The sequence below is a fragment of the Paracoccus pantotrophus genome (assembly GCF_008824185.1).
Lineage (GTDB): Bacteria > Pseudomonadota > Alphaproteobacteria > Rhodobacterales > Rhodobacteraceae > Paracoccus > Paracoccus pantotrophus.
The window spans coordinates 51,866-70,044 of record NZ_CP044426.1; the positions used below are offsets into that span (position 1 = coordinate 51,866).

16 protein-coding genes are annotated in these 18,179 nt (G+C 70.1%); 13 read left to right on the forward strand and 3 right to left on the reverse strand.

Translation table 11 applies throughout. The features are described from left to right. The first annotated feature begins 36 nt into the window (after positions 1-36). From ESD82_RS10710 to ESD82_RS10720, 3 genes are read left to right on the forward strand one after another with little or no spacing between them, the layout of a single operon-like run. The gene (locus ESD82_RS10710; RefSeq protein ID WP_147427390.1) at positions 37-1,092 is read left to right on the forward strand and encodes an efflux RND transporter periplasmic adaptor subunit; all 1,056 of its coding nucleotides are present in this window, start codon (positions 37-39) and stop codon (positions 1,090-1,092) included. Continuing rightward, positions 1,089-2,189 carry an efflux RND transporter periplasmic adaptor subunit gene (locus tag ESD82_RS10715; RefSeq protein WP_147427389.1) on the forward strand — a complete coding sequence of 367 codons (1,101 nt, stop codon included), beginning with the start codon at positions 1,089-1,091 and terminating at the stop codon, positions 2,187-2,189. The genes ESD82_RS10710 and ESD82_RS10715 overlap by 4 nt, the downstream gene beginning before the upstream one ends. After that, entirely contained in the window at positions 2,186-5,281 is a 3,096-nt protein-coding gene (locus ESD82_RS10720) for an efflux RND transporter permease subunit (protein ID WP_147427388.1), read from the forward strand. Before ESD82_RS10715 ends, ESD82_RS10720 begins: the two co-directional genes overlap by 4 nt. 65 nt (positions 5,282-5,346) lie before the next feature. Here ESD82_RS10720 and recQ read toward each other — a convergent pair whose 3' ends face one another. Then, entirely contained in the window at positions 5,347-7,380 is a 2,034-nt protein-coding gene (gene recQ / locus ESD82_RS10725) for a DNA helicase RecQ (protein WP_024842700.1), read from the reverse strand. Beyond that, positions 7,381-7,674, reverse strand: coding sequence for a YggT family protein (locus ESD82_RS10730; RefSeq protein WP_024842699.1), 294 nt, complete (start codon positions 7,672-7,674; stop codon positions 7,381-7,383). 146 nt (positions 7,675-7,820) lie between these two features. On the opposite strand from ESD82_RS10730, the gene ESD82_RS10735 reads away from it, so the two are divergent. From ESD82_RS10735 to ESD82_RS10760, 6 genes are all read left to right on the forward strand, one after another. Next, positions 7,821-8,393 carry an acyl-CoA thioesterase gene (locus tag ESD82_RS10735; RefSeq protein WP_024842698.1) on the forward strand — a complete coding sequence of 191 codons (573 nt, stop codon included), beginning with the start codon at positions 7,821-7,823 and terminating at the stop codon, positions 8,391-8,393. Between the two features lie 77 nt (positions 8,394-8,470). Beyond that, on the forward strand, positions 8,471-9,829 hold the full coding sequence (locus tag ESD82_RS10740; protein ID WP_147427387.1) for an MFS transporter: 1,359 nt from the start codon (positions 8,471-8,473) through the stop codon (positions 9,827-9,829). An 11-nt stretch (positions 9,830-9,840) separates the two neighbouring features. Beyond that, complete coding sequence (gene mepA, locus ESD82_RS10745) at positions 9,841-10,713, forward strand: penicillin-insensitive murein endopeptidase (RefSeq protein ID WP_024842696.1); 873 nt, start codon at positions 9,841-9,843, stop codon at positions 10,711-10,713. Next, positions 10,686-11,654 (forward strand): esterase-like activity of phytase family protein, encoded by a 969-nt coding sequence (locus ESD82_RS10750; protein ID WP_147427386.1) that lies wholly within the window; start codon positions 10,686-10,688, stop codon positions 11,652-11,654. Before mepA ends, ESD82_RS10750 begins: the two co-directional genes overlap by 28 nt. Then, complete coding sequence (locus tag ESD82_RS10755) at positions 11,651-12,784, forward strand: serine hydrolase domain-containing protein (protein WP_147427385.1); 1,134 nt, start codon at positions 11,651-11,653, stop codon at positions 12,782-12,784. Before ESD82_RS10750 ends, ESD82_RS10755 begins: the two co-directional genes overlap by 4 nt. 99 nt (positions 12,785-12,883) lie before the next feature. After that, positions 12,884-13,498, forward strand: coding sequence for a VUT family protein (locus tag ESD82_RS10760; RefSeq protein ID WP_147427384.1), 615 nt, complete (start codon positions 12,884-12,886; stop codon positions 13,496-13,498). A 402-nt stretch (positions 13,499-13,900) separates the two neighbouring features. Here the strand turns inward: ESD82_RS10760 and ESD82_RS10765 are convergent, their stop codons facing one another. Beyond that, positions 13,901-15,082 carry an acetyl-CoA C-acyltransferase family protein gene (locus tag ESD82_RS10765; RefSeq protein WP_151208817.1) on the reverse strand — a complete coding sequence of 394 codons (1,182 nt, stop codon included), beginning with the start codon at positions 15,080-15,082 and terminating at the stop codon, positions 13,901-13,903. Positions 15,083-15,188: 106 nt separating this feature from the next. Between ESD82_RS10765 and ESD82_RS10770 the strand changes: the two genes are divergently transcribed. From ESD82_RS10770 to modC, 4 genes are all read left to right on the forward strand, one after another. Beyond that, positions 15,189-15,545 carry a winged helix-turn-helix domain-containing protein gene (locus ESD82_RS10770; RefSeq protein ID WP_024842691.1) on the forward strand — a complete coding sequence of 119 codons (357 nt, stop codon included), beginning with the start codon at positions 15,189-15,191 and terminating at the stop codon, positions 15,543-15,545. Between the two features lie 66 nt (positions 15,546-15,611). Continuing rightward, the gene (gene modA, locus ESD82_RS10775; protein WP_024842690.1) at positions 15,612-16,352 is read left to right on the forward strand and encodes a molybdate ABC transporter substrate-binding protein; all 741 of its coding nucleotides are present in this window, start codon (positions 15,612-15,614) and stop codon (positions 16,350-16,352) included. After that, a complete protein-coding gene (gene modB, locus ESD82_RS10780) occupies positions 16,349-17,065 on the forward strand; it encodes a molybdate ABC transporter permease subunit (RefSeq protein ID WP_024842689.1) in 717 nt (238 codons plus the stop codon). The genes modA and modB overlap by 4 nt, the downstream gene beginning before the upstream one ends. After that, positions 17,065-18,120 carry a molybdenum ABC transporter ATP-binding protein gene (gene modC, locus ESD82_RS10785; RefSeq protein ID WP_036747101.1) on the forward strand — a complete coding sequence of 352 codons (1,056 nt, stop codon included), beginning with the start codon at positions 17,065-17,067 and terminating at the stop codon, positions 18,118-18,120. The genes modB and modC overlap by 1 nt, the downstream gene beginning before the upstream one ends. Positions 18,121-18,179: the final 59 nt, after the last annotated feature.

Consider the following 18,179-nt stretch of genomic DNA (forward strand, 5'->3'; position numbering starts at 1 on the left):
CCGGAAACGGACAGCAAACCAGATGGGAGCAGGGCGATGCTCCGCCTGCTTGGGCTGATCCTGGCGATTCTTGCGGCCTCGCCGGTCCTGGCTCAGGCTCCGCTCCGCGTGGAGTTCGTGCAGGTCGAGCAAGCCGAGCTGACCTTCGACGCCGCCCTGACCGGCACCATCCATGCCAAGGACAGCGTCGATATCGGCTTTCGGCTGGGCGGCCGCGTCGTGGAAGTGCTGGTGCGCGAAGGCGATCGGGTCAGCCGGGGCCAGCCGCTGGCCCGGACCGATCCCTTGCAACAGGAACAGGCGCTGCGCGTGGCCGAGGCGGCGGTCGCCTCTGGCGAGGCGGCCGAGGCCCAGGCCGACCAGGCGCTTCAGCGCGCCGATGCGATGCTGAAGCGTGGCGTGGGCACACGGGCTGCGCTGGATGCGGCAAGCCAGGCCCTGTCCGCGGCCAGGGGCGGGCTGGCGCAGGCGCGCACGGCCCTGGGCCAGGCCCAGCGTGCGCTGGAGGATACGGTGATCCGCGCGCCCTCCGATGCCATCGTCACCGCGCGCCGGGCCGAGCCGGGGCAGATCGTCGGAGCGGCGCAGGCGGTGATCTCGCTGGCTTCGGCGACCGGGCGCGAGGCGGTGTTCCAAAGCCCGGATTCGCCGCTGCTGCAGGGTGCGATCGGCGCGCCGGTGACGCTGACCGGCATCGATTTTCCCGATCTGCACATGACCGCGCATGTGACGGAGATCGCGCCGCTGGTCGATCCCGCCACCGGTTCGGTCACGGTGCGGGCCGAGATCGAGGACGCTCCGCCCACCGCCAGCCTGCTGGGCGCGGCGGTGCGGGGGGCGGTGCATTTCCCCGCGGGCAGCGGCATCGCCGTGCCCTGGACGGCGCTGACCTCGGCGGAGGGCCAGCCGGCCGTCTGGCTGGTGGGGGCGGACAACCGCGTCTCGCTGGCGCCGGTCCGGATCGAGCGATTCGCCAATGGCACGGTGATCCTGGGCGCCGGGGTGGAGCCTGGGCAGACCGTGGTCGGGGCGGGGGCGCAGATGCTTTACCCCGGCCGCGCGGTCGTGGATGCGGCAGCGAGGCAGGAATGATGCGCAAGGCCCTGATTCCGGCGCTGCTGGTGCTGGTCGCGCTTGCCGGCGGCGCGGCCGGTTTCCCGCTGCCCTGGCAGAAACCCCAGGAGGCGACCGCCGCGGCCCCGCGCCCGGTGGCCAGCCTCCTCGTCAGCGATGCCCAGGCTGCCGGCCATTCCATCCCCGGCGTGATCGCCGCCCGGATCGAGGTCGCCCTGGGCTTCCAGACCCTGGGCCGGGTGACGGCGCGCAATGCCGATGTCGGCGATGTCGTCCGCCGGGGCGACGTGCTGGCCACGCTCAATCCCGACGACCTGCAGGGCGATGTCCGCGCCGCCCAGGCCGCGGTCGAGGCGGCGCAGGTAGAGCTGCGCACCGCCCAGGCCACGGCCGAGCGCACGCGGGCCCTGGCCCGGCGCAACGTCGCCTCGACCGCGCAGCTGGAACAGGCCGAACGCGCGCTGGTCGCGGCGCAGGCCGCCGAGCAGCAGGCGCAATCCGAACTGATCCAGGCCCGCGACGCCGAAGGCTTCGCCGAGATGCGCGCGCCCTTCGACGGGGTGGTCAGCGCGGTTTTCGTGAATGCCGGCGCCGTGGTCAGCGCCGGAGAGCCGGTGTTGCGGCTGTCCACCCAGGACGGCATCGAGGCGGTGATCGACCTGCCCGATGTCGTGCTGTCGCGCGTGGGGCAGGGCGATCCCTATGAGGTCTGGACGGAAAACGACCCCGGTCGCATCCTGCCGGCGACGGTCTCGCAGATCGAACCGGTGGCGGATGCCGCGACCCGGACCCGGCGCATCCATCTGGCGCTTGGCGAGGATGCCGATTTCCGCCTGGGCGCGCTGGTGCGGGCGCGTCCCGCCGGCGCCGCCGCCGCGCGGCTGGTCCTGCCCCAGGCAGCCATCCTTGAACGCGACGGCGCCGAACATGTCTGGGTGGTCAGCCGCGACGGCGACCAGGGCACGGTCGCCCTGCGCCGGATCGAGACCCAGGGCCCGCCGATCGGCGGACGCGTCACCGTCGTCTCGGGCCTGGCCCAGGGCGAGGAGGTGGTGATCCGCGGCATCCATTCCCTGACCGAAGGCCAATCCGTGGGACCAAGCGTGAAACCATGACCAACCGCGGCTTCAACCTGTCCGACTGGGCGCTGCATCACCGTTCGCTGGTGTGGTTCCTGCTGATCGTCTCGATGGTGGCGGGCACGCTGGGCTATCTGCGCCTCGGCCGCGAGGAGGATCCGAATTTCACCATCAAGATCATGGTGATCAGCGCCTCGCTGCCCGGCGCCACCATCGAGGACACGCTGGAGCAGGTCACGACGCGGATCGAGACCAAGCTCGAGGAACTGGACGAGCTGAAATTCACCCGTTCGGTCACCATGCCGGGGCAGTCGGTGGTCTATCTGGAGCTGGATCCGACCATCCGCGGGCCGCAGGTGCCCGAGGTCTGGAAGCGCGTGCGCAACATGATGTCGGACATCCGCCCGGAATTCCCGCAGGAGTTCCAGGGCTTCCAGTTCAACGACGATTTCGGCGACGTGTTCGGCAATATCTATGCCTTCACCTCGGACGGCTTTACCCAGCGCGAGCTACGCGACCGGGTCGAGGATATCCGCAAGCAGGTCCAGGCCCTGCCGATGGCGGGCAAGACCCTGCTTCTGGGGGTGCGCAAGGAACGGATATTCCTGGAGTTTTCTTCGGCCCGACTGGCGGCGATGGGGCTGAACCACAACCAGGTGGTGCAGACGCTGGCGCTGCAAAACGCCATCTCGCCCTCGGGCATCGTGCAGGCCGGGCCCGAGCAGGTGCTGGTGCGCGTGGGCGGGCAGTTCGACGATGCAGCCGCGATCGCGGCGGTGAACCTGCGGGTCGGGGACCGCTTCTTCAACATCGGCGACGTGGCCACCGTGACCCGCGGCTACGAGGATCCGCCGAGCGCGCTGTTTCGCTATAACGGCAAGGAGGCCATCGGCCTGCAGATCGGTATGCGCGAGGGCGGCAACATCCTGGAATTCGGCCAGGAGGTCGATGCGCTGATGGCTGAGGTGGCCCGCGGCCTGCCCATCGGCATCGAGATGGCCAAGTTCGCCGACCAGCCGCATGTGGTGGACGAGGCCGTCGGCCATTTCGTCCAGGCCCTGGCCGAGGCGGTGGCCATCGTGCTGCTGGTCAGCTTCGTCAGCCTGGGCCTGCGCGCCGGCTTCGTGGTGACGCTGACCATTCCGCTGGTGCTGGCGATCACCTTCATCGTGATGGACATCTATGGCATCACGCTGCAACGCATCTCGCTCGGGGCGCTGATCATCGCGCTGGGGCTGCTGGTCGACGACGCGATGATCGCCATCGAGACGATGATCTCGCGGCTGGAGGTCGGCGACAGCCTGGAGCGCGCCGCCAGCCATGCCTGGAGTTCCATCGCCTTCCCGATGCTGACCGGCACGCTGGTCACGGTGGCGGGCTTCATTCCCATCGGGCTGAACAGCTCGGCGGCGGGTGAGTTCACCTTTTCGCTGTTCGTGGTGATCGCGGTTTCGCTGATCGTCAGCTGGATCGTCGCCGTGCTGTTCGCACCGCTTCTGGGCGTCACCCTGCTGCCCGCGACCATGGCGCACAAATCCGAACGGCCGACCTGGCTGCGCCGGCAGTTCCACGGCCTGCTCTTGTGGGGCATGCGCCACCAATGGCTGACCATCGCCATTACGCTGGCCGTGTTCGCGGTTTCGGTCGTGGGCATGCGCTTCGTCGAGCAGCAGTTCTTCCCGACCTCGGACCGGACCGAGATCATCGTGGACGTGACCGAGCGCGCCAATGCCTCGATCGCCAAGACCGATGCCGACATGGCCCGGATCGAGGCGATGCTGGCCGAGGAGCCGGACGCGCTGTTCTGGACCACCTATGTCGGCCGCGGCGCGCCGCGCTTCATCCTGTCGATGGATGTGCCCACCCCCGGCCCCTATATGGGCCAGATCGTGATCCAGACCCCGGACCTGGCGGCGCGCGACCGGCTCAAGGCGCGGCTGGTCGAATTCGCCGGGCGCGAGCTGATCGGCACCGACATCTATGTCAAGAACCTGGAAATCGGGCCGCCGGTGGGCAAGCCGGTGCAATACCGCGTCTCGTCGCCCGACCCCGAGCAGGCGCGCGACGCGGCGCGCGAACTGGCCGCGGTGCTGGCGACCGAGCCGCGGCTGCGCGACATCGCGCTGGACTGGAACGAGCCCGCCCGCGTGGTGCGGCTGGAGGTGAACCAGGACCAGGCCCGCCGGCTGGGCCTGACCAACGAGGACATCTCGGGCGCGCTGTCGGGCACTTTCAGCGGCCGCACGATCACCCAGCTGCGCGACGGGATCTTCCTGATCGACGTCGTTGCCCGCGGCTCGCAGGCGGATCGCGAATCGCTCGCCTCGATCCAGAACCTGCAGCTGGCGACGCCGACGGGGATGCCGATCCCGCTCGCCTCGCTGGCCAAGCTGGAATACGATACCGAGCAACCGCTGATCATGCAGCGCGACGGGTTGCCGACGGTGACGGTCAAGGCCGCCATCGCCAGCAAGGACCAGCCCGCCACGCTGGTCGAGGCGCTGGCCGAGAGGGTCGCGCGCTTCCAGGCCGGCCTGCCGCCCGGCGTCAAGGTCGTCGTCGGCGGCACGGTCGAGACCTCGGCCGAGAGCCAAGAGCCCATCGCGGCCGTGGTGCCGATCATGCTGCTGATCATGGCGACGCTGGTCATGGTGCAGATGCAGGGCTTCCGGCTGTCGCTGATCGTCTTTGCCGCCGCGCCGCTGGGGCTGATCGGGGTGGTCGCGGCGCTCTTGCCCTTCGGCGTGCCGATGGGCTTCGTCGCCATCCTGGGCATCCTGGCGCTGATCGGCATCCTGATCCGCAACTCGGTCATCCTGGTGCATGAGATCCAGGAGCTGATCGCGCGCGGCCATGCCAGATGGGACGCGGTCTTCGAGGCATCGGACAGCCGCGCCCGCCCGATCCTGCTGACGGCGGCGGCGGCCAGCCTGGCGCTGATCCCGATCTCGCGGCAGGTGTTCTGGGGGCCGATGGCCTTTGCCATGATGGGGGGTATCATCGCCGGCACGCTGGTCACGCTGATCTTCGTCCCGGCGCTTTACTGCGCCGTGTTCCGGGTCCGCCCGCCCCAGGGCGACCCGATGCCCGACCCCGAGGACCGCGCCCGCGCCGCCGCGCAGGAATAAGACCCCAAGGGCGAAGGCGTGCCCGCCGTGCCGCCGGTGGCATCGCTTGCGGACTTGCGCCCCGCTCAGCCCTCGGGGCCGGCGGCGATCTCGGCTGCGAAGGCGGGGCCGAAACGCTCCAGCCGCGCCGCGTCCAGATAGCGCGACAGGTCGCGCGGCCGCTCCTCGGCGATGCGGCGCAGGGCGGAATTGCCGACCGAGAGCGGCTTTTCCGTGCCGTCCTCGCCGCGCATCAGCCGGGCCTGCGCCTCGGCCAGCCGGTCGAACAGATCGGCCGAGGCCCGGCCGGCCAGCGCCCGGCGCGCCGGATGCATCGGCGCCACCTCGCCGGCGATGACGCGCAGGAATTCCTCGCCGTAGCTTTCCAGCTTCTTGGCGCCGACGCCGTTCACGCGGGCCATCTCGTCCAGCGTTTGCGGGCGGCTTTGCGCCATCTCGATCAGGGTGCGGTCGGGAAAGATGACATAGGCCGGCACCCGCGCCGCCTCGGCCAGTGCGCGGCGCTTGGCCTTGAGCGCGGAAAGCAGCGGCGCGTCCTCCTCGTCGACCTGTGTGCGCACCACCACGGCGGGGCGGGCGCGGGTCATGGCATCGCGGCGCAGGGTGATCCGCTCCTCGCCGCGCAGCACCGGATGGGCGGCGGCGGTGATGGCCAGGCCGCCATGGCGTTCCGGGTCGGGGCGGATCAGGTCGCGGCCCAGCATCTGCCGGATCACCGCCTGCCATTGCGCCTTGGACAGGTCGCGGCCGCAGCCGAAGGTCGGCAGCCGGTCATGGCCGCGTTGGCGGATGCGGTCGGTCATGGTGCCGGTCAGCACGTCGATGACATGGCCGGCGCCATAGGTCTGGCCGGTGCGCAGCACCGCCGACAGCACCTTCTGCGCCGCCTCGGTCGCGTCGAAGCATTCGGGCGGGTTGTCGCAGATGTCGCAATTGCCGCAGGGCGCGGCCTTTTCGCCGAAATAGCCCAGCAGGGCGACGCGGCGGCAGGCGGTGGCCTCGGCCAGGCCCAGCAGCGCGTTCAGCCGGGCATGGTCGGCGGCCTTGCGCTCGGGCGGGGCCAGCCCCTCGTCGATCTGGCCGCGGCGCAGGCGGATGTCGTCGGGACCGTAAAGCGTCAGCGTCTCGGCCGGGGCGCCGTCGCGCCCGCCGCGGCCGATTTCCTGGTAATAGGCCTCGATGGATTTCGGCAGGTCGGCATGGGCGACCCAGCGGATGTCCGGCTTGTCGATGCCCATGCCGAAGGCCACGGTCGCGACCACGATCAGCCCGTCCTCGCGCTGGAAGCGCGCCTCGACCTCGCGGCGCAGGTCGGGCTCCATGCCGCCGTGATAGGCGACGGCGGCAAGGCCGGCCTCGTTCAGCGCGCCGGCCAGCGTCTCGGTCTTGGCGCGGGTGCCGCAATAGACGATGCCCGACTGGCCGCGGCGCGCGGCGGCGAAGTCGAGGATCTGCCGGCGCGGCCCGTCCTTGGGCTGGAAGGCCAGGTGGATGTTCGGCCGGTCGAAGCCACGCAGGAAGATCTGCGGCTGCGCGCCGTCGAACAGGCGCTTGACGATTTCCTCGCGCGTTTCGGCATCGGCGGTGGCGGTAAAGGCGGCCAGCGGCACCGACAGCGCCCGGCGCAATTCGCCCACGCGCAGGTAGTCGGGGCGGAAATCATGGCCCCATTGGCTGACGCAATGCGCCTCGTCCACGGCGATGGCCTGCACGCCGGCGCGGCGCAGCATGGGAATGGTCGCGCCCGAGGCCAGCCGTTCGGGCGCCATATACAAAAGCCGCAATTCGCGGGCATTGAGGGCCCGCAGAACCTCGGTGTTTTCCTCGTCCGAATTGCCGCTGGTCAGGGCGGCGGCGGCGACGCCCGCCTCGGTCAGCGCCCGGACCTGGTCGCGCATCAGGGCGATCAGCGGCGAGATCACCACCGTCAGCCCGTCCCGCATCAGCGCCGGCAGCTGGTAGCACAGCGACTTGCCCCCGCCGGTCGGCATGATCGCCAGCACGTCGCGGCCGGCAGCGACGGCATCGACGATCTCTTCCTGCCCCGGCCGGAAGGCGTCGAAGCCGAAGACCTGCCGCAGAAGGGGCGCGGCCGACATCTAGAAGCCGTAGAACCAGGCCGCGTTATTGGCGAGCGCGCGCTGCAGGATGATGATGCCGATGAAGACCACCAGCGGCGCCAGGTCCAGCCCGCCCGTATTCGGCAGGATCGAGCGGACGGGGCCGTAGATCGGCTCCAGCAGGCGGTTGAGCCCGTTCCAGACCTGCCAGATCAGCGGCTGGCGCAGGTTCAGCACCTGGAAGTTGATCAGCCATGACATGATGATATGGGCGATCATCACGAACCAGACCACGTCGAGTATCAGCATCAAGGCTTCGTAGAGCGTGCCCATTCCATCCCCTTCCGGCTGTTCCCCGGACAGGTAAGGCAGGCATCCGCATTGCGCAAGGCGCAGCATCGCCGCCGCAGCGTTCCGATTGACGCGTCCCGGTGCCGCGGCTAGCCCCGCAGCCGTCCGCCAGGCAGAAGAGGTCGCCGATGTATCCCATGCTCCGCTTTGCCAAGGAGATGCTGAAGTTCCGCAAAAGCGCCCGGATCGGAGTGCTGGACGCGCATGTCTCGACCCATCGCTGCTGGCCCTGGGATCTGGACCCCTGGATCGAGCTGAACAACGGCCGCACCCTGACGCTTTACGACCTGGGGCGGCTGCCCATGGCGGTGCGCACCGGCATCATCGGCACGATGCGGGAAAACGGCTGGGGCATCACCGTGGCCGGAAACACGGTGCGCTATCGGCGGCGAATCAAGGGGTTCCAGCGTTTCACCATGATCTCGCGCACGCTGGGCTGGGACGAACGCTTCCTTTACATGGAGCAAAGCATGTGGCGGCGGGGTGAGTGCTGCAACCACATGCTGCTGCGCGGCGCCATCACCTCGGACCAGGGCATCGTGGCGCCGGCGCGGCTGATGCAGGCGGCGGGGCGCGATCCGGTCAGCCCGGACCTGCCGGGCTGGGTGCAGGCCTGGATCGCGGCGGATGCCCAGCGGCCCTGGCCGCCGGTGCTGCCGCCGATTGCCCCCGCCGACCGGAATGCCGACTTGCCAGCCTGACCGCGCTGGGGCCTTATGCGCCCCGAAAGGCGGAACACAGGGTGCGCTTCAGCGCACCCCAAGGGCGGGGAACCATCATGGAACGCAGACGCATCTGGGGCTGGTGGTTCTTCGACTGGGCCAGCCAGCCCTTTGCGACGCTGCTGATGACCTTCATCTTCCCGGTCTATTACGCCGAGATCGCCCGCCGGCACTATGTCGCGCAGGGCATGACGCCCGAGGCGGCGGGGGCGGCGGCGCAGTCGCTCTGGGGCTATGGCCTGGGCATCTGCGGCGTCATCATCGCGGTTCTGGCCCCGGTGCTGGGCGCCATCGCCGACAATACCGGGCGGCGGCTGGTCTGGGTCTGGATCTTTTCCGCCTTCTACATGGCGGGCGCCTGGGGGCTGTGGTTCCTGATGCCCGGCCAGCCGAACCTGCATCTGGCCATCGTCAGCTTCGGCATCGGGCTGATCGGCATGGAATTCGCCACCATCTTCACCAATGCCCTGCTGCCCGGGCTGGCGCCGCATGACGAGATCGGCCGCATCTCGGGCTCGGGCTTCGCCTTCGGCTATCTGGGCGGCGTCATCGCGCTGGCCGCGGTGCTGCTGCTTCTGGCCGAGAACGCGCAGACCGGCCGCACCATGCTGGGCATCCCGCCGGTGCTGGGCCTTGACCCGGCACTGCGCGAGGGCACGCGGGCGGTGGGGCCGTTCACGGCGCTGTGGTATCTGGTCTTCATGATCCCCTTCGCGCTTTGGGTGCCCGAGGCGCCGGGGCCGCGCCGCCCCCTGCGCCTGGGCGCGGCCATGGCTGAACTGGGCCGGCTGCTTGCCAGCCTGCGGCACCGGCATTCGCTGGCGGCCTGGCTGGCCTCGTCCATGTTCTCGCGCGATGCGCTGAACGCGCTTTACGCCTTCGGCGGGGTCTATGCCGGCACGGTGCTGGGCTGGCCGGTGTTCCTGGCCGGGGTCTTTGGCGTGGTCAGCGCCGTCTCGGCCGCCGTGATCAGCTGGATCGGCGGCCGCGCCGACCGGCGCTGGGGGCCCAAGCCGGTGATCGTCGCCTGCACGCTGGTCCTGATCGCGGTCTGCATCCTGCTGACCGGCATGAGCCGCCAGCAGGTGCTGGGCCTGGCGCTGGCCGAGGGCTCGCGCCTGCCCGATGCGCTGTTCTTCCTCTGCGGCGCGCTGATCGGCGGCGCGGGGGGCGCGCTGCAATCGGCCAGCCGCACGATGATGGTGCGCCACACCACGCCGGAACGGGCCACCGAGGCTTTCGGGCTTTACGCGCTGTCGGGCAAGGCGACGGCTTTCCTGGCCCCCCTGCTGATCGCCACGGTGACGGATGTGACCGGAAGCCAACGGCTCGGCATCTCTCCGCTCATCGTGATGTTCCTTCTGGCGCTGGTTCTGCTAGTTTGGGTCAAAGCAAAAGGAGAGGGCGCGCAGTGATCGGCAAAGCAGTGATCCGCAAATTCCTGACCGCCGCCGTGCTGGCGCTGACCGGGCTCGGCATGGCGCAACCGGCAACGGCCGACCCGCTGGCCCGCAGCGTCTTCGGTGCCGTCCCCGGCCCGACCGGGGGCGCCCCGGTCTCGATCGGGTTCTATTCCAAGGGCTGCGTCTCGGGCGCCATGCAATTGCCCGAATCCGGCCCGACCTGGCAGGCGATGCGCCTGTCGCGGAATCGCAACTGGGGTCATCCCGAGCTGGTCAGCTTCCTGATCGGCCTGTCGCAGGCGGCGCGCCAGGTCGGCTGGCAGGGGCTGTACATCGGCGACATGGGCCAGCCGCGCGGCGGGCCGATGACCTCGGGCCATGCCAGCCACCAGTCGGGGCTCGATGCCGACATCTGGATGCTGCCGCCGCAAAGCCTGCGCCTGACTGCCGCGCAACGCGAGAAGATCTCGTCGCAATCGGTGGTGAACAAGGCCGGCACCGCGCCCTCGGGCCTGTGGAGCGGCGGGCACATGGCGATCATGCGCGCCGCCGCCCGCGACCCGCGGGTCGAGCGCATCTTCGTCGATCCCGTCGCCAAGCTGGCGATGTGCCAGGCCGAGACCGGCGACCGCAGCTATCTGCGCAAGATCCGGCCGCTGGGCGGCCACGACTATCACTTCCACGTCCGCCTGGCCTGCCCGGCGGGCTCGGTCTGCCAGCAGCAGGACGCGCCGCCGCCCGGCGACGGCTGCGCCGAGGCGGCGGAATGGATCAAGAACCGCATCGACCCCAGCCGGGTCAAGCCGGTGCCGCCCGATCCCAACTATCGCCACCCCCGCAGCTTCCGGCTGAGCGAGATGCCCCGTCAATGCCAGGTCGTCGCCACCGCCCGCTAAGGCGCGGCGGCACGGCCGGTGGCGCGGCAGGGCGGCCCCGCCGCCTGCCGGGCCTTGCGCTGGCGCTGCTGCTTGTCTCGGCCTCATCGGCCTGCGCGGCCGATCCCTCGCCTTCGCCCATGCCGAAGGTGGAATATGTCGCGACCTATGTCTGGCGGATGGAGGACGAAAGCTTCGGCGGCTTCTCGGGCATCGAGATCAGCGCCGACGGCAGCCGCTTCACCGTGCTGTCCGACCGCGCCACGATCCGCTGGGGCAGCGTCCAGCGCGACGCGCAGGGCCGCATCCGCGGGCTGGAACTGGCCGGCCGCGCCCAGCTGCGCGACAGCGCCGGCAAGCCGCTGAAGCCCGGCTGGCAGGGCGACAGCGAGGGGCTGGCCATCGCCCCCGACGGCACGATCTGGATCAGCTTCGAGGGGCTGACCCGCGTCGCCCGCCACGACACGCCCGACAGCCCGGCCCAGCCCCTGCCCCGGCCGCCCGAGTTCAAGGCGATGCAGCGCAATTCCTCGCTGGAGGCGCTGGCGGTCCTGCCCGACGGCACGCTCCTGACCCTGCCCGAGCGGTCGGGTTCCCTGACCCGGCCCTTTCCGGTCTGGCGCTGGCGGAACGGCGCCTGGGACCAGCCCTTCGCGATCCCGCGCTCGGGCGACTGGCTGGCGGTGGGCGCCGATATCGGCCCGGACGGGCGCTTCTACCTGCTGGAACGCGACTTCAAGGGCCTCCTGGGCTTTCGCACCCGCGTCAGGCGCTTCGACCTGTCGGAAAGCGGCGTCTCGAACGAGCGGGTGCTGCTGGAATCGCGGCCGCTGCAATATGACAACCTGGAGGGCATCTCGGTCTGGCATGACGGGCAGGGCATCCGCATCACCCTGATCTCGGACGACAATTTCGGCTGGCTGCAACGCACCGAATTGGTCGAATACCGGGTGGCGGAATGAGCCCTGCGGCCTGCATCGCCGCGCTGGACCGCGCGGTCGAAAGCGCGCTGGCCGAGCGGCGGATCGTCGGCTGCGTGGTGCTGCTGGCCGAGGATGGCCGGCTGGTCCATGCCCGCGCCGCGGGCCTGGCCGACCGCGAGGCCGACCGGCCGATGCGGCAGGCGACCTGGCTGCGCTATGCCTCGGTCTCGAAGCCCTTCACCACGGTCGCGGCGCTGCGGCTGATCCAGGCGGGGCGGCTGTCTCCCGAGGATCCGGTGACGCGCTGGCTGCCGGATTTTGCTCCGGCGCTGCCCGACGGCAGCCGCCCCGCGATCACCGTGGACCAGCTGATGTCGCATCTGGCGGGGCTGGACTACGGCTTCAACCAGCCGCCGGACGGCCCCTATGCCCGCGCCGGGGTCTCGGACGGGATCGGCGACAGCGGCATCTCGCTGGCCGAGAACCTGCGCCGCATCGCCTCGGTGCCGCTGGACCGGCCGCCGGGCACGCGCTGGCGTTATTCGGTGGCGACCGATGTGCTGGGCGCGGTGATCGAGGCCGCAGCCGACATGCCGCTGCCCGAGGCCATGGCCCGGCTGGTGACGGACCCCTTGGGCATCGAGGCCGGCTTCCAGGCCCCGGACGCCGTGGACCTGGCCGCGAATTACGCCGATGCCCGCCCCGAGCCGCAACGGATGCGCGGCCCGACCCGTGTCCGCAATCGGCTGCAACCTGAGCAAAGCTATGCCTACCTGCCCGAGCGCATCCGCGACCCCTCGGCCTTTCCCTCGGGCGGCGGCGGCATGGCAGGGACGGCCGAGGCGGCGCTGGCGCTGCTGGAAACCCTGCGCGACGGCCCTTTCCTGGCCGAGAACCTGCGCGCCGAGGTCCGCCGCAACCGCATCCGCCAGCGCCATCCGCTGCGCGGTGCCGGCTGGGGCCATGCCTGGGCGGGCGCGGTCGTCACCGACGCGGATGCGGCCGGCATCGGCTTGCCGCAAGGCTGCCTCGGCTGGGGCGGCATCTACGGCCACAGCTGGATCGTCGATCCCGCGCGCGGCCGCAGCCTGGTCGCGCTGACCAATACCGCGGTCGAGGGGATGAACGGTGCCTTTGCGGTGGAAATCGCCGCCGCGGCCGCGCAATAAGCCCGCGCAAGGCCGTTGACAGAATCTGCAGACGGCCTTATGCGGCCTTGCCCCGACGGGGCCGAGTCTCCGCGACCTTGCCAAAACGGAAAACCAGACATGTCCCGCATCCTTCCCGGCGTCATCGCCATGGCCGCCGTCGTGGTGGCCTCGAACATCCTGGTCCAGCACCTGCTGGGCGCCTGGCTGACCTGGGGGGCGCTGACCTATCCGGTCGCCTTCCTGGTGACCGACATCATGAACCGGGTCTATGGACCGGCCGCCGCGCGCAAGGTGGTTTATGCCGGCTTCGTGACCGGCGTGCTCTGCTCGGTCGTGGCCGCGGGGCTGGACAAGACCACGCTGCGCATCGCCATAGCCTCGGGCGCGGCCTTCCTTTCGGCGCAGCTGATGGACATCTCGGTCTTCAACCAGTTGCGAAAATACAACTGGTGGCTACCACCCCTGGCGGCCAGCGTCGCCGGCTCGATCCTCGACACTGCCGTTTTCTTCAGCATCGCCTTTGCCGCACAGCTGACGCCAATCTTCCCGGCGGACGATGTTTCCTGGGCAAATGAGCTGGTTCCGCTGCTGGGCCAGGGCCCCGTCCAGCCACTATGGGTTTCGCTGGCAGTCGCCGACTGCTCGGTGAAGCTTGCGCAGGCAGTGCTGGCGCTCGTGCCCTTCCGCATCGTCGTCGGAAATTTGATCCAGCGCCGCGCGCAAATTCATTGACTGTCAAGGGTTCTGTGGCAGGCTGGACCCCATAAGGCAACTTATTGAAAGGAGGTGGTCCAGTGTCGAGAGTGATATTGGAGAGAGGTGTCGGGACAGTCAGGGGGGTCGTGGCCTGAGGGCAGCCCCAAGGGTCGTAAACCCTGACTGGGACGGTGGGCACCAACCCTAACCGGACCATCTCCGTGGATCTCGCGGGCCGTTCTCCAGGGGGGCGGCCCGTTCCATTTTCTGCTGCTTCGGCATTCGTGCGTACAGGGCATGCGTGGCGAAGCGTGAAAGGCGGTTCGGGTATTTATGGAACGAAGAAGCCGGGCCTGCGCTTCTTCGTTCCCCAAATACCCATGCGGCAGCGCAGCCGAAGACCCGACCCCGGTTGGGGGCCGGGTGGTTGCAGCAGGCTCAGATCCGCTCGATGGCCAGCGCGATGCCCTGGCCGCCGCCGATGCACATGGTGATGAGGCCCTTGCTGCCGCCGGTGCGCATCAGCTCATACATTGCCTTCACGGTGATGAGGGCGCCGGTCGCGCCGACCGGGTGGCCGAGCGCGATGGCGCCGCCGTTCGGGTTCACCCTGGCGGGGTCGAGGCCCAGCCCCTTGTTCACTGCCAGCGCCTGCGCGGCAAAAGCCTCGTTCGATTCGATCACGTCGAAATCGCCGGCCGTCAGGCCGGTGCGCTTCAGCAGTGCCTCGACCGCCGGGACCGGGCCGATGCCCATCACCTCGGGGCGCACGCCGGCGACGGCATGGCCAAGGATGCGGAACAACGGCCTGGCGCCCGCCGCCTGCGCCGCATCGGCCCGTGCCAGCACCAGCGCCGCCGCACCGTCGTTGATCCCCGAGGCATTGCCTGCCGTCACCGTGCCGTCCTTCTGGAACACCGGCTTCAGCCCGGCCAGTTTCCCGGCATCGGTCGCCTTCGGATGCTCGTCCGTGTCGAAGGCGACCACGCCCTTGCGGGTCTTGATCTCGACCGGGACGATCTGCTCCCTGAAGCGGCCCTCGGCGATGGCGGCGGCGGCGCGTTTCTGGCTTTCCAGGGCGAATTCGTCCTGCGCCTGGCGCGAGATGTCATGTTCGCGCGCGACATTTTCCGCCGTCACCCCCATATGGCCGGTGCCCATCGGGCAGGTCAGCGCGCCGACCATCATGTCGAGCATCTGCACGTCGCCCATCTTGGCACCGAACCGCGCCGCGGGCACGGCATAGGGCGCGCGGCTCATCGATTCCGCGCCGCCCGCCACGGCGAAATCCGCATCGCCCAGCATCAGCGCCTGTGCGGTCGAGACGATGGCCTGCGCCCCCGAGCCGCAGAGCCGGTTCACGTTCATCGCCGGGGTGGTGTCGGGCACCCCGGCTTCCAGCATCGCCACGCGCGACAGATACATGTCGCGCGGCTCGGTGTTCAGGACATGGCCGAAGACCACGGTGCCGATGCGCTCGGGGCCGATGCCGGCGCGCTCGATCGCGGCGCGGGTCGCGGTCGCAGCCAGCTGGATCGGCGGCACGCCGGCCAGGCTGCCGCCGAAGGTGCCGATGGCCGTGCGCGCCCCGGACAGGATGACGATTTCATTCTCGGACATGATTTCCCCCGATTGCCGTTGGCATGATGTTATTGCTAGAGCCGCGATAGCCCATCGAAAAGACCCGCCCCCTTGCGACCTTGCGGAAAGACGGCAGAATATGGCCATGACCGAGGATCCCCGCATCAGCCTGCGCCTGCATTTCGAATCCGGCCTGACCTTTGGCCGCGGCAAGGCCGACCTGCTGCAAGCCATCGACGACGAGGGCTCGATCTCGGCCGCCGGGCGGCGCATGGGCATGAGCTATCGCCGCGCCTGGTCGCTGGTCGAGGAAATGAATGCGCATTTTGCCGCACCCCTGGTGGACAGCAGCCGCGGCGGCGCCCATGGCGGCGGCGCCCAGCTGACCGCGCGTGGCCGGCAGGTGCTGGCCGATTACCGCGCGCTGGAGGCGCTGCTGCGCGACCAGGGCGCCGGGGCTTTGGGGCGGCTGCGCGCGGGGCAGCGATCTGCACCGGCGTAAATAACGGTTGCCAGCGCGGGCAAGGGTTGGTTATGTCCGTCCAGACACAACGAATGGACCAGCCCGATGCGCCTGTCTTTCCTTGCCGCCGCCCTGATCGCGCTTGCCCCCGCAGCCCAGGCCGACGAGATCACCATCTTCGCCGCCGCCAGCCTCAAGGACGCGCTGGACGAGATCGCCGCCGACTGGCAAGCCAGCCATGGCGATACGGTGGTGATCTCCTATGCCGGCAGTTCGCAGCTTGCCAAGCAGATCCAGGAGGGCGCGCCGGCCGACCTGTTCATCTCGGCCTCGACCGCGTGGATGGATGCGGTGCAGGATTCGGGCGACATCGACCCGGCGACGCGCCGCGACCTGCTGGGCAATACGCTGGTGCTGGTCGGTACCGGCAAGCCGGCCGAGGCGGCCGTGACCGAATTGCCCGGCCTGCTGGGCGACGGCAAGCTGGCCATGGCGATGGTCGATTCCGTCCCTGCCGGGCAATACGGCAAGGCGGCGCTGACCGCGCTGGGCCTGTGGGAGCAGGTCGAGGGCCAGGTCGCGCAGGCCGACAACGTCCGCGCCGCGCTGAAGCTGGTCGCCACGGGCGAGGCGCCGCTGGGCATCGTCTATGGCAGCGACGCCGTGGCCGAGCCGGGCGTGGGCGTGGTGGCGACCTTCCCGGCCGACAGCCACGAGCAGATCACCTATCCCGCCGCCGTGACCAGGGCCGCCGATACGCCGCAGGCCGCCGCCTTCCTTGACAGCCTGTCGCAGGAGCCGGCAAGATCGGTCTTTGAATCGCAAGGCTTTACCGTCACGCAATGATCCCGACCGATTGGCTTGGCCCCCAGGAATGGCAGGCCGTGCGGCTGTCCCTGCGGGTCGCCGCCGTCGCCACGCTGGCCGGCCTGCCGCCGGCCGTCGCCGTGGCCTGGCTGCTGGCCCGGCGGCGCTTTCCGGGGCATGGGCTGCTGAGCGGCATCGTGCATCTGCCGCTGATCCTGCCGCCGGTCGTCACCGGCTACCTGCTGCTGATCACCTTCGGCACCCAGGGGCCGGTGGGCAGCCTGCTGAAACCGCTGGGCATCGTCTTCGCCTTTCGCTGGACCGGCGCGGCGCTGGCCTGCGGCATCATGAGCTTTCCGCTGATGGTGCGCGCCATACGCCTGGGCTTCGAGGCGGTGGACCCCAGGTTGGAACAGGCTGCCGCCACATTGGGCGCGCCGCGGGCCTGGATCTTCCTGACCGTGACGCTGCCCTTGATCCTGCCCGCGATCCTGGCCGGGGCCACGCTGGGCTTTGCCAAGGCAATGGGCGAGTTCGGCGCCACCATCACCTTCGTCTCGAACATTCCGGGCCAGACCCAGACCCTGCCCTCGGCCATCTATGCGCTGTTGCAGGTGCCCTCGGGCGAGGCGGCGGCGCTGCGGCTGGTGCTGGTCTCGGTGGTGATCGCCATGGCGGCGGTGCTGGTCTCGGAATGGCTGGCCTGGCGCATGGCCGCGCGCATGAACGGGCGCGCCGAGGGGCGGGCGTGATGCTGGAGGTCGCCTTTCGCCACAATTTCCGGGGGCTGGCGCTGGACGTGGCCTTTCAGGCGCCCGGCGGGGTGACGGCGCTGTTCGGCCCCTCGGGCTGCGGCAAAAGCACCACGATCAACGCCATCGCCGGGCTGATGCGCCCCGAACAGGGCCGCATCGCGCTGGACGGGCAGGTGCTGTTCGACGGCGCCACGAACCTTGCGCCGCAGGCCCGGCGCATCGGCTGCGTGTTCCAGGACGCGCGGCTGTTTCCGCATATGACGGTGGCGGCGAACCTGCGCTATCCTTCGCGTTGGCGGCGCGGGGCGGCGCGCGATTTCGACCGCATCACCGGGATGCTGGCGCTGGAGCCCTTGCTGCACCGCCGCCCCGGCACGCTGTCGGGGGGCGAGCGCCAGCGCGTGGCCATCGGGCGCGCGCTTCTGTCTGACCCGGCGCTCTTGGTGATGGACGAGCCGCTGGCGGCGCTGGACGAGGCGCGCAAGGCCGAGATCATGCCCTGGCTGGAGCGCCTGCGCGACGAGATCCGGCTGCCGATCCTTTATGTCAGCCATTCGGTGCCCGAGGTGCTGCGGCTGGCGACCACGGTGGTGCTGATGCGGCAGGGGCGGGTGGTCCATTCCGGCCCGCTGGCCGCGATCCTGGCCGATCCCGAACTGGCCCCGCAGCTGGGCGCGCGCGAGGCGGGGGCGCTGATCCGCGCCACGGTCGAGGCGCGCGAACCCGACGGCATGACCCGTGTGGCCACCGCCGGCGGGCCGATGCTGTTGCCCGGCATGGACCTGGCGCCGGGGCGGGCGCTGCGGCTGCGCATCCTGGCGCATGAGGTGATCCTGGCGCGCGAGGCGCCGCGGGGCCTGTCGGCGCTGAACGTGCTGCCGGTCGCGGTGACGCGCATCGAGGGCGGGCTGGTGCAGCTGGCGCTGGGGCAGGGCGCGCAGCATGAGCGGATGCTTGCGCAGGTCACGCCGCGCTCGGTCAAGGCGCTGGAATTGCAGCCGGGAACCGCCTGCCACGCCATCGTGAAATCGGTCTCGGTCCTGCCCAGCTAGGCCGGGTCGAGCCTTTGTCATTTGCGCCCTGTCCCGGATTCCGCTTATCCTGCCGGCAA